The organism is uncultured Altibacter sp. (genome assembly GCF_963972995.1).
Taxonomy (GTDB): Bacteria; Bacteroidota; Bacteroidia; order Flavobacteriales; family Flavobacteriaceae; genus Altibacter.
Genome location: NZ_CAXAXI010000029.1, coordinates 17,886 through 29,485 on the forward strand (window position 1 = coordinate 17,886; position 11,600 = coordinate 29,485).

Below are 11,600 nucleotides of genomic sequence, written 5' to 3' on the forward strand. Positions count from 1 at the left end.
AGATTGATATCTCGTTGAAACGTCTTGGAATCTAAAGATAAAATTAACTGAATAATGCCTTGAGTTCTGTAGCTTCTTTTGGCTTTAATTTTCCTGCAAGCACCAAACTTAACTGCCGTCTTCGAAGTGCGGCGGCATAGCGTTCTTTTTCGAGTTCGGTTTCGGGAATCAATTGAGGCACCGGCACCGGATTTCCCATCTCGTCCACAGCAACAAAAGTATAAATACCTTCATTGGCCTTACTGCGCCTTCCGCTTTCTCGGTCTTCGATCCAAACATCCATAAAAACCTCCATAGAACTGTTAAAGGCCCGGGATACATGCGCTTCCACAGTTACTACACTCCCCAAGGGGATCATTTTGTTAAAGGCAACATGATTCACAGCCGCGGTCATGACGATGCGTCGGCTGTGTCTTCTCGCAGCAATACTGGCAGCACGGTCCATGCGGGCCAATAGTTCACCCCCGAACATATTACCTATAGGATTGGTTTCGCTGGGAAGTACAAGGTCTGTAATAACGGTACGTGATTCTTTAGAAGTCTTTGGTTCCATTCAAGCTATTTTTCTGCAAAGGTAGTATTTCCCTTAGAAGCTGGTAATAGTTATGGAAAAGAAAAGTGGATTAATCGAGTTCTTGTACAAGCAACCAAGCGTCCTTGTTCTCTGTTTGCTGAATGGTATACAGGGCCCGTAAGGCATCAAGTCGCTGCTCATGACTGCTATAGATTACTTGGTGTAGGCCATACCGGTTCTTACCAATAAGCCGAGGCGTATATCCTTTATCGGTAAGTTGGTGTATTTTTTTTGTAGCATTTTCTTCTATTCGGAAAGCTCCGGCAACAACGTGGTATTTTCCTGTTTCCTTCGGAAGGGTGAGACTTAAGGTGGGCAACGGATTTGTGATCACAAAGGTCGCCTCCTGAATTTGGTTCTCTACCAAGGTATTGGCTTTCTGCTTTTCGGCAAAATTGTATTTCTGAACCTCATTTTCATACCATTTCATGCCGCCAAACCCCGTTAGAGCAATGGCAATAAGTCCAACAGCCGCATATTTCAGATAAGGAACTGCGGTCCTTTTTTCGGGCGAAAATGAAATAGGTGCCTTTTCTAGCAGAACATCCACTTCTTTATTGTGAACATCGCGCGAGATTTGTGCAGAGATAAAGGAGCTCAGCCCAAATGATGCTGCGCTGTAATTTTCTGAAACACTGGGCGTAAATTGAACAGACCCCTCCGTGTTTAATTGAAATTCACCAATTTTAGGAAGCACAACGGTTTCACCCTCGGAAAGCTTTAAAGAAAGTTTCCCTGTAAAGTTACGGATCTTCTGAAGCGCGGTTTCATAGCTGCAACCTTCTACTGAAGCTACATAATTGGCAAACAGCCCGTCATTGGTCTGTAACTGCCTGTTAAAAGCCAATGTCTTTCCCGGAGGATAGAAGGTTTGGTCTTCAGCATCGATGTGTGCAGAATGATAGTGTGTCAAGAATGCCCCGAAACCGGGAATGATTACACATTCATAGCGGTACAATAGATCGTGTATGTAGGTTGCCAACTGCATGGATAACAAACTTAATTTTTTTTTGAGTTTCATTCAATGAGAAATACGCTAACTTATTAACAACAGATTTTTTGTACTTTTAAGGACTCCCCGGTTCGTTTAAACATTCTGTATGCTATCTGAAAACGAATTACGGTACACACTTGCCCTTCAACGTATTCCAAATTTAGGAGACGCTTCTGCAAAAAAATTAATACATGTTATCGGTTCTGCGGAAGGTATTTTCAAAGAAAAGAAACAGCATCTTTTGAAGATTGAAGGAATTGGAGCACACAAATTGAAAGAACTTCGTGAGGCAGAATTTTTAGATCAGGCCGAAGAAGAATTGCGATTCTTGAAAACCCATGGGGTCTCCTTCAGTTATTTTCAGGATGCCAACTACCCCACACGTTTAAAACACTGTCTCGACGGCCCCATTCTGTTTTTTCATAAAGGAAACATCGACCTTCAAAAAAAGCGCATCGTAAGTATCGTAGGCACCCGAAACATTACCACCTATGGAAGGAGCTTCTGTGCACAATTAATTGAAGAACTCGCCCCATTACAACCTGTTATCGTTTCAGGATTTGCTTATGGCGTTGATATTACTGCACATAAGAGGGCCATGGACTGCGGCCTTCAGACCATTGCCTGCTTAGCACACGGATTTGAACAGATCTACCCGAAAACACATAAAAAGTATATACCTAAGGTAGAAGAGAACGGAGGGTTTATTACCGAATTTTGGAGCAGTGACGCCTTTGATCGCACTAACTTTTTAAAACGAAATCGAATCATTGCGGGCATTAGTGAAGCTACGGTGGTCATCGAATCTGCGGAGAAAGGAGGGAGCTTGGTCACGGCAGATATCGCCAACTCATACAGTCGCGAGGTTTTTGCCGTGCCCGGCCGTACCACCGATCTCCAAAGTCAGGGGTGTAATAATCTCATCAAATCCCAACAAGCACATCTGCTTACCCAGGCAGGCGATCTAATTTATATGCTGGGCTGGGCCCTAGAGACGCCCGTGGTAAAACCGCAACAAACACAATTGTTCTTAGACCTTACCGATGAAGAGAACCAAGTCTATCAACTCTTAAAGAAAAAGGAAAAGGAGGTTTTAGACCTGATTGCTTTAGAATGCAAGTTACCTACCCACAAAGTAGCGACCCTTTTGTTACAATTAGAGCTGAAGGGTGTGGTGAGACCTTTGCCAGGGAAGATCTTTGAGGTGATCTAATACCCCAGAACGCTGCGCACTCTTTGCAGGACACTATCTGCAACCGCAGACGCCTTTTTAGCTCCTACTTGAAGCGCATTTTCGATCTCTTCTATATTCTCCATGTAATAAGTGTAGCGTTTTCGCTCTTCTGAAAAACGCTCGATGATCAACTCGTACAGCGCTTGTTTAGCATGACCGTATCCATATCCTCCGGTTTCGTACTTCTTGCGCATTTCTATAATTGCTTCCGGTGATGCAAGAAGTTTATAGATGGCAAACACCTTACAAGTGTCCGGATTCTTCGGGTCTTCTAGAGGTGTGCTGTCTGTTTCAATGCGCATCACTTGCTTCCGAAGCTGTTTATCCGGCAAGAAGATATTGATGATATTGTTCTTGGACTTGCTCATCTTTTCCCCGTCGGTACCGGGGATTAACATAGTGTTTTCCTGCACCTTAGCTTCGGGGAGCACAAATACCTCTCCCATTTGTGCATGCAAGCGTGAAGCAACATCGCGGGTCATTTCCAAGTGTTGTAATTGATCTTTTCCAACAGGAACTATTTCGGCGTCATACAACAAAATATCGGCCGCCATGAGCATGGGATAAGTAAACAATCCGGCATTCACGTCTTCCAATCGATCGGCTTTATCCTTAAAGGAATGGGCCAATGTAAGACGCTGATACGGAAAGAAACAGCTAAGGTACCATGAGAGCTCAGTAACCTGTGGAATATCACTCTGGCGATAGAAAACCGTTTTTGAAATATCCAATCCAAAAGCCAACCAGGTCGCAGCCGTACTGTAAGTATTGTTCTTTAAGGTCTCTGCATCCTTGATCTGCGTTAAGGAGTGCATGTTCGCAATAAAAAGGAAGGATTCGTTCTTAGGGTCGTTGGCCATTTCAATAGCTGGTATGATGGCTCCTAGTAAATTTCCTAAGTGGGGTGTTCCTGTGCTTTGTATCCCGGTAAGTATTCTGGACATGGTTCTTGCTTAAATTTTGGCAAAGTTACTTTTTTTCGCCTATTCTCCTGTTTCAAATCACTATTTTTGATGGTCTATGATCGTACTTCGACACATCTTTAATTTTTTCTATCGCATTTGGTTTTACGTGTTGGTCACTGTTCCCATCATCGTGCTTTTTCCCGTGTTGCTCCTTAGTATTTTAAAAGAGTCGTGGTATCCATTTTTCTTCAAATTGGCTCGTCTTTGGGCAATTCTTATCTTATTCGGAATGGGGTTCTATCCCAAAATACGTCGCGAGGAGCGCTACGAAAGAGGGAAAAGCTATGTATTTGTTTCCAACCATACGTCCATGACCGATATTATGTTAATGCTCTATGTAACTAAGAATCCATTTGTGTTCGTCGGAAAGATGGAATTGGCCAAGATCCCCTTATTTGGATTCTTCTATAAGCGGACTTGCATCTTGGTTGACAGAAATAGTCCCAAAAGTAGAAAAGAAGTGTTCGAAAGAGCACAGCAGAAGTTAGATCAAGGCTTGGGGGTATGCATATTTCCCGAAGGAGGTGTGCCGGATGATTCAGATAATAGACTTTTAGATGAATTTAAGGACGGGGCATTTCGACTGGCAATTGAACATCACATTGCCATAGCTCCAATGACCTTTCACGATAACCGAAACCGATTCTCTTATCGCTTCACTTCTCTTAAAGCCGGACCGGGGCGAATGCGCGTAAAAGTGCATAAGACCATACCCACCGGGATCTTAGCGATGGAGGACCGGCGAATGTTGCGTGAGCAGACCCGAGCTATTATCTTAAAGGAGTTGCTACATCCTACCGTATAAAAAAACCGTCCTATGGCGAAGAACGGTTTTTTCTGTCATCATTGTTTGGTATTTCCAAACCTAACCAACTAAAAAACTAACCTAAAACTTAAAACTCAATCCGCTATAAACACCTACATAATATGGTTTAAAATCTACAGACGAATCTGTATACGGGTTGAGCTGGTATTTAAACATAGGCTCAATATTAAACTTTAGTTTTTTACTTATTTTATAATCGAAACCAATTCCCACATTTGTCGTAAAACTTACAGAAGATAAATTGTTGGCTTCACCCAAAGTATCTCTAAAATCACCGGCCTGCACCGATACGTCATTATTTCCTAAGAACAGTGTACTCATCCCGCCAATTACATTGACCCCTAATTTTGTGTCTACCAAAGCGTATTTCAACTCTAATGGAACTTCAAAATAGGAAATGTTCTGTCTAAGTTCCACCTCGCCTACGGTCGATTTGGGAGTTACATTATCCAGCGGACTTCCTTCTTCGGGAACCATCGCAAGGGTTCCTTTATCAACGGCAATAAGTACCGTCTGGCGCCCACCGTAATCTATGGATTTTAAGGCTGACGAAACAGGTCCTGTTCCCAACTCCAGACCACTCGTTGCATAACTTAGATCTACATTGCTTATTCCCGATCGAACACTCAAGCGATCGCTAAGCGCATAACTCACTTGCACACCGTAACTTAGATTCACATCGCCACTTTGTGCATTATCGGAAAAAGAGGGGTCTATGGAAGAGCCTTGTCCAAAACTATTGTAATAAACAGGTCCCACATGGGGAGCAACACCCCAGCGATTGGTAACTTCTTTCTTCGTTTCAACAATCGCCTCTTCACTGTCCTTCTCATGGATCACATCCAGCAACGAGCGCTTGTTGGCATCTTCAGACTTTGTTTCATCGGAAGTTTTTTTATCACCGGTTTCTTTGTTGGTCTTTTCTGTAACGCCAATAGCCGATGCATCCTCGATCTTTAACTCCTTTTTAATGAGCGGGTCATTCTTTTCGACTACTTTCTGGGTTGTCTTTTCCTTTTCTGAAACAGTAGCTATCGCCTCTTTACTGGTTTTAGACACAGTTTCAACATCTTTTTGGTAGGGGTCTGTTATAACGTCCTTTTGTTTCTTTTGCTTTTCTGAAGCAGTCGTTGTTGCCACAGCTTCACGCGTAGCGATTGACGTATGGTCTTTTTTCTTGTTGACCACTTCTTTCTTTTCTTTTTCTGAAGCAGGAGTGTTACTTTCCGGAACTGTAGATGCTTCGGTTGCAATCCCTTCTTCATCCGGAACATCCTTCAGAATGGGGTCTTTTACACTTTCAGCATCGGTGGCATCCGGGAGGGAGGTGTCTTCCGAAGAAATAGGTGTTGTAGGAGCAAAAGGATCGAAGACCGCGTTGCCTACGGTCAATAGCAAAGCAAGCAAGGCTGCCACTCCGGCGGCTTTCCACCAAATAGGGATGACCTTGCGATCCTCTTTCTCCTCTTTTAATTGCGCCTGGATGTTATCCCAAACGCGCGGGGAAGGGGTGGCTTCAAAATCTTTAAAGCGGTCTTTAAAAAGCTCGTCTATGTGCTTTTTGTCTTTCATTCAGTTTAATCTGCTTTTGTTACCGTGTTATAGGTTTCAATCTTTGATTTTAATATCATGCGTGCTCTTGCCAGGTTTGATTTAGACGTCCCGTCTGAGATTCCTAACATTTCTGCGATCTCTTTATGAGAATAATCATCCAAAACGTACATGGTGAAGACCAATCGATACCTGTCCGGCAGTTCCTGAATGATCTTCAGTAAATAATTTAAAGGAACACCTGCATCTTCTATTTCTTCCTCTGCGGCTTCCAGTTGCTCCTCGTTGGGTATGTCAAAAACACGTTGTTTGCGGTACTTTTGTAGCACGGTATTTACGGTGATCCGTTTCATCCAACCTTCAAAAGAGCCCTTGTCCTTAAACTGCTCAATCTTTTTAAAAATAGTAAGAAACGCATCCTGTAAGCTGTCTTCAGCTTCAGCATAGTTGGGAGAATACTTCAAGCAAATAGAGAATAGCGTGTTCGAATAGCGTTTATAAAGTTCTCCTTGTGCCTTTGCATCCTGCTTCTTACATTGTTGTATGAGCTCGTCTAAAGTCAAATGCAGTACCTAAAATTATTAGTAATTACGCAGTATCGCACGGGCAACCATAATAATTGAGGGTTCTACAATACGTAGATGCCGATTGGTGTAAAGGGTTGCGTGCCAACCTAAAATTTATGCGTTCAAAGCTTTGATGGCTTCTTTGATCTTTTGCTCCAGTTCTTCCATAAGATCCGGGTTGTCCAGCAACAAGGCCTTTACGGCATCGCGTCCCTGCCCCAGTTTGGTCTCATCATAACTAAACCAAGAACCACTTTTTTTAACGATCTCGAAATCAACGCCAAGATCGATCACCTCTCCAACTTTAGAGATCCCTTCTCCGTACATAATGTCGAATTCGGCGGTTTTAAAGGGAGGTGCAACCTTATTCTTGACGACCTTTACACGAGTCTTGTTTCCTTTTACGTTGCTGTCTGTGTCTTTGATTTGGGTAGACCGTCTAATGTCCAGTCGCACCGAGGCGTAGAACTTCAATGCATTTCCACCCGTAGTGGTTTCCGGATTTCCAAACATCACCCCAATCTTTTCGCGTAATTGGTTGATAAAGATTACCGTACAATGGGTCTTGCTTATCGAGCCTGTTAATTTCCGAAGCGCTTGCGACATGAGTCTTGCATGCAGTCCCATCTTGCTGTCTCCCATTTCCCCTTCGATCTCACTTTTGGGGGTTAGCGCGGCTACCGAGTCGATCACGATGATATCGATGGCACCACTTCGTATAAGGTTATCGGCGATCTCCAATGCTTGCTCTCCGTTATCGGGCTGTGAAATGATGAGGTTCTCGATATCCACACCCAGTTTTTCGGCATAATACCGATCAAAGGCGTGTTCGGCATCAATAAACGCGGCAATGCCTCCTTTTTTTTGGGCTTCGGCAATGGCGTGTAAGGTCAATGTGGTCTTACCGGAGGATTCCGGTCCGTAGATCTCGATCACTCGCCCACGCGGATACCCACCTACACCTAAGGCAACGTCCAATCCCAAAGAGCCGGTTGGGATGACCTCTACCTCTTGTACGGCAGAATCGCCCATTTTCATTACAGTACCTTTTCCGTAGGTCTTATCTAATTTATCTAAAGTAAGCTTTAATGCTTTTAATTTTGCATCTTTTTCTTTATCGCTCATAGCCGTCAAAAATTTTAAAATTTATGTAAACGATAAAGGTAGCATTTCTTATGAAGTGCTACAAAAGGAAAAAGCTTGATAATTGCTTTTTTGTGAACAACCACTATCTGGATGTCGACATTCATGAATTTAGACTAAAAATGTTTTTAAAGGACGTTTAAACTTAAAAGCTGCTAATACATAAATGTCTTATAAACAGTATTTCTGTATTTAGTCTCAAATGGAAAAACCCCTGCGCAGGTTTTTTTGTCAACAATGCAGAAAGTGGTATTTTTGCCCTCGATTATGAATTCTTTTTCACTGTAAAATTAGTATAGCATGCAACTGTACAATACCTTAAGTGCGAAAGAGCGGGAAGCCTTATTGGAGCAGGCCGGTGAAGACCGATTGACCCTCTCTTTCTATCAATATGCCAAAATAGGCAATCCACACCTTTTTAGAAACCACCTCTTTGTCGCATGGGATGCCATGGAGGTACTGGGCCGTATCTATGTAGCCCATGAAGGGATCAATGCGCAACTTTCGGTGCCGGCAAGACGCTTTGAAGAATTCAAAGCTTTTTTGGACGGGATCTATTTTTTGGAAAATGTACGCCTTAACATTGCCATAGAGCACGATTTGAAATCTTTTCTGAAACTGAAAGTGAAAGTGCGCCATAAGATCGTAGCCGATGGTCTCAATGACGATACGTTCGATGTTCGGAACAAAGGAATTCATGTTGACGCCGAAACCTTTAATCAACTCATCGAAGATCCCGATACCGTGCTCGTCGATATGCGAAACCACTACGAAAGTGAAATAGGGCATTTTAAGAATGCCGTCACGCCCGATGTCGATACGTTTCGGGATTCGTTAGATATCATTGAAGCCGACCTCCAAGATCACAAGGAAGATAAGAAACTGCTAATGTATTGTACCGGCGGGATTCGCTGCGAGAAGGCAAGCGCTTATTACAAACATAAGGGATTCAAGCAGGTCTATCAGCTGGAAGGCGGGATCATTGAGTATGCCCGGCAGGTGCAAAACAAGGGGCTGGAGAACAAGTTTATTGGAAAGAACTTTGTGTTCGATCACCGCCGTGGGGAACGCATTACCGAAGATGTGATCGCACAATGTCATCAGTGTGGTGCAGCTTGTGATACGCATACGAACTGTGCGAACGAGGCGTGTCATTTGCTCTTTATTCAGTGCGATGCTTGTGCTTCAAAAATGGAGCATTGTTGCTCAACAGATTGTCAAGAGATCATCCAATTACCGTATGAGGAACAAAAACGACTTCGGCAAGGCATTCCCAACAGCAATAAGATCTTTAAAAAGGGCCGTTCAGAAAAACTGAAATTCAAGAAATAGACAGTCGTTTCAGAGAGATCGTGAAAATTCAGAATTCAGAATTCAGAATTCAGAATTAATATAGGTATCTTTACCTACTAAATTGAATGTTTAATCTACGTCTCTTTTCTTCTGAAAAAGAGCTATATATAAAAAATATGGGCTGTACAAGCTGTGCCACGGGTGCCAACGGTCAGCCAAAGGGATGCAAGAACAATGGTACTTGCGGAACGGATGGCTGCAATAAATTAACGGTGTTCGACTGGCTTTCCAACATGTCACTTCCCGGGAACCAGGAACCCTTTAATGGGGTGGAAGTTCGCTTCAAGAACGGCCGTAAACATTTTTATCAGAACCCCGAAAAGATCTCTTTAAGCATAGGCGATGTGGTTGCTACGGAAGCGACCAGCGGTCACGATATTGGGATCGTTACCCTCACCGGTGAACTGGTGCGCGTACAGATGAAAAAGAAGAAGGAGAATCCCAATCCTGAAGCATTACCGAAGATCTACCGCAAAGCCTCTCAAAAAGACATCGATGTATGGCAAAAGGTACGGGATAAGGAAGCGGAAGTTCAAAAGCGTTCGCGTGAGATCGCGATTCGCTTAGGGTTGCAAATGAAGATTTCCGATGTAGAGTTTCAGGGAGACGGCTCGAAAGTGATCTTTTACTATACGGCCGAAGAGCGCGTTGATTTTAGGGAATTGATCAAAGAATTTGCACGTGCATTCAGCACCCGCATCGAAATGAAACAGGTAGGCTTCCGGCAGGAAGCTGCAAGGTTGGGGGGCATTGGCTCCTGCGGACGGGAACTGTGTTGCTCTACTTGGTTGACCGATTTCCGATCGGTGAACACTTCGGCGGCGCGATACCAACAGTTATCATTGAATCCGCAAAAATTAGCGGGACAGTGCGGGAAATTAAAATGTTGCCTCAATTACGAACTGGACACCTATTTGGAGGCTTTGGAAGAGTTTCCGAAGAGCGATGTAAAACTCTTTACCGAAAAAGGTGCCGCCGTATGTCAAAAATCGGATATCTTTAAACGCATGCTTTGGTATGCCTACGAAAAAGAAGGGATGAACTGGCACCCACTGGATCTGGATAAGGTCAATGAGATCATTGAACTAAACAAGAAGGGCAAAAAGGTAGCCAGCCTTGAAGAGTTCATTGTGGATATCGAAAAACCCGAGGAGGAGATATACAGCAATGTCGTTGGGCAAGACAGTCTAACACGTTTTGACAGGCCCAAGCGTTCTCGAAATAAGAAACGCAATCGATCCAAGAACCAACAAAAAGGTCAGAATAAAAATCAGGGGAACAAACAAAACCCGAACAAGAACAAGAACAGAAAAAGAAATACCAAGAAAAAGAATGCTTAGAGTTCTGCTTGTACTAATGTCTATTATAAGTTTTGCCTCCTGTAGTTCAGATACTGTCGTGAGCGAAACAAGGAATTTGCCGGGACACTGGATGGCTTCAGACACGGCTTCTTTTACCATCCCAAAACTGGACTCCCTTAAAAAATACAATGTTTTTTTGCAGCTTCGGAACACCAACGATTACCCTTTCAATAATATTTTTTTAATTGTCGAAATGGAATTTCCGCAAGGAAAGACCTTGGTTGACACGCTAGAGTACCGTATGGCAAATCCGGATGGAAGTTGGTTAGGTGAAGGCATTGGTAGCGTAAAAGAAAACAAACTGTGGTATAAAGAAAATGTCTCTTTTAAAGAAGAAGGTAATTATAACATAACTATAACACATGCAGTTCGCAATAACGGCGATGTGGAAGGCGTTACCCAATTAGATGGGATCACAGACATTGGCTATAGTATAGAAGAAGCCAACCAACAGTAACGATCGTATGGCAAAGAAACCTACAAAGAAAAAAACTACAACGCAACCTGAAGAAAAGCGTCATATTAGAACGTTTTGGAAGATCTTTGGAGGCTTCCTCTTATTGGTATTATTGATTTTCTTACTCGCCTCGTGGGGGGTGTTTGGAAGTCTTCCCGATGAGACCAGCCTAGAGAACCCGGAAAAGAATTTAGCCACAGAGATCATTGCTTCCGACGGCAAAGTGATAGGGAAATTTTATCAAGAGAACCGTACGCCTGTTCAATATGAGGAGCTTCCGGATCACTTAATCAACGCTTTGATCGCTACCGAAGATGTGCGTTTTTACGATCACTCAGGGATCGATGCCCGTGGAACCGTGCGTGCGGTAGCTTTCTTGGGCTCCAAAGGAGGTGCCAGTACAATATCACAACAGTTGGCAAAACTTTTCTTTACCGAGCAAGTCTCTCGAAACAAATTGGAGCGCGGGATTCAGAAAATAAAGGAATGGATCATCGCAACCCGTTTGGAACGACGCTATACCAAAGAGGAGATCATCACTATGTATTTTAATGAATACGATTTCCTCAATCAAGC

Annotated in this window: 12 protein-coding genes; 6 read left to right on the forward strand and 6 right to left on the reverse strand. The window is 43.3% G+C overall.

Going from position 1 to position 11,600, the window contains the following annotated elements; all coding sequences use genetic code 11:
- Nucleotides 1-43: 43 nt before the first annotated feature.
- Both AACZ11_RS11080 and AACZ11_RS11085 read right to left on the reverse strand, forming a co-directional pair.
- Nucleotides 44-553 carry an acyl-CoA thioesterase gene (locus AACZ11_RS11080; RefSeq protein WP_290629152.1) on the reverse strand — a complete coding sequence of 170 codons (510 nt, stop codon included), beginning with the start codon at nt 551-553 and terminating at the stop codon, nt 44-46.
- 70 nt (nt 554-623) lie between these two features.
- A complete protein-coding gene (locus AACZ11_RS11085; protein ID WP_290629154.1) occupies nt 624-1,595 on the reverse strand; it encodes an SPOR domain-containing protein in 972 nt (323 codons plus the stop codon).
- Between the two features lie 79 nt (nt 1,596-1,674).
- Between AACZ11_RS11085 and dprA the strand changes: the two genes are divergently transcribed.
- Complete coding sequence (gene dprA, locus AACZ11_RS11090; RefSeq protein WP_290629156.1) at nt 1,675-2,781, forward strand: DNA-processing protein DprA; 1,107 nt, start codon at nt 1,675-1,677, stop codon at nt 2,779-2,781.
- On the opposite strand, the gene trpS is transcribed toward dprA, so the two are convergent.
- Nucleotides 2,778-3,746 carry a tryptophan--tRNA ligase gene (gene trpS / locus AACZ11_RS11095; RefSeq protein WP_290629158.1) on the reverse strand — a complete coding sequence of 323 codons (969 nt, stop codon included), beginning with the start codon at nt 3,744-3,746 and terminating at the stop codon, nt 2,778-2,780. The genes dprA and trpS overlap by 4 nt on opposite strands.
- A 76-nt stretch (nt 3,747-3,822) precedes the next feature.
- On the opposite strand from trpS, the gene AACZ11_RS11100 reads away from it, so the two are divergent.
- Complete coding sequence (locus tag AACZ11_RS11100) at nt 3,823-4,572, forward strand: lysophospholipid acyltransferase family protein (protein WP_290629160.1); 750 nt, start codon at nt 3,823-3,825, stop codon at nt 4,570-4,572.
- A gap of 81 nt (nt 4,573-4,653) precedes the next feature.
- On the opposite strand, the gene AACZ11_RS11105 is transcribed toward AACZ11_RS11100, so the two are convergent.
- From AACZ11_RS11105 to recA, 3 genes are all read right to left on the reverse strand, one after another.
- On the reverse strand, nt 4,654-6,165 hold the full coding sequence (locus tag AACZ11_RS11105) for an outer membrane beta-barrel protein (protein ID WP_290629162.1): 1,512 nt from the start codon (nt 6,163-6,165) through the stop codon (nt 4,654-4,656).
- Between the two features lie 5 nt (nt 6,166-6,170).
- The gene (locus AACZ11_RS11110) at nt 6,171-6,707 is read right to left on the reverse strand and encodes a sigma-70 family RNA polymerase sigma factor (RefSeq protein WP_290629164.1); all 537 of its coding nucleotides are present in this window, start codon (nt 6,705-6,707) and stop codon (nt 6,171-6,173) included.
- A 117-nt stretch (nt 6,708-6,824) separates the two neighbouring features.
- Nucleotides 6,825-7,835, reverse strand: coding sequence for a recombinase RecA (recA, locus tag AACZ11_RS11115; protein WP_290629166.1), 1,011 nt, complete (start codon nt 7,833-7,835; stop codon nt 6,825-6,827).
- A 318-nt stretch (nt 7,836-8,153) separates the two neighbouring features.
- On the opposite strand from recA, the gene AACZ11_RS11120 reads away from it, so the two are divergent.
- The 4 genes from AACZ11_RS11120 to AACZ11_RS11135 all read left to right on the forward strand — a co-directional run.
- Nucleotides 8,154-9,185: a rhodanese-related sulfurtransferase gene (locus AACZ11_RS11120; RefSeq protein WP_290629168.1), complete on the forward strand. Its 1,032-nt coding sequence runs from the start codon at nt 8,154-8,156 to the stop codon at nt 9,183-9,185.
- Between the two features lie 137 nt (nt 9,186-9,322).
- Nucleotides 9,323-10,546: a regulatory iron-sulfur-containing complex subunit RicT gene (ricT, locus tag AACZ11_RS11125; protein WP_290629173.1), complete on the forward strand. Its 1,224-nt coding sequence runs from the start codon at nt 9,323-9,325 to the stop codon at nt 10,544-10,546.
- Nucleotides 10,539-11,024 carry a gliding motility lipoprotein GldH gene (locus tag AACZ11_RS11130; protein WP_290629170.1) on the forward strand — a complete coding sequence of 162 codons (486 nt, stop codon included), beginning with the start codon at nt 10,539-10,541 and terminating at the stop codon, nt 11,022-11,024. Before ricT ends, AACZ11_RS11130 begins: the two co-directional genes overlap by 8 nt.
- Nucleotides 11,025-11,031: 7 nt before the next feature.
- On the forward strand, nt 11,032-11,600 hold a 569-nt coding region (locus tag AACZ11_RS11135; RefSeq protein ID WP_290629172.1), incomplete at its 3' end, for a biosynthetic peptidoglycan transglycosylase.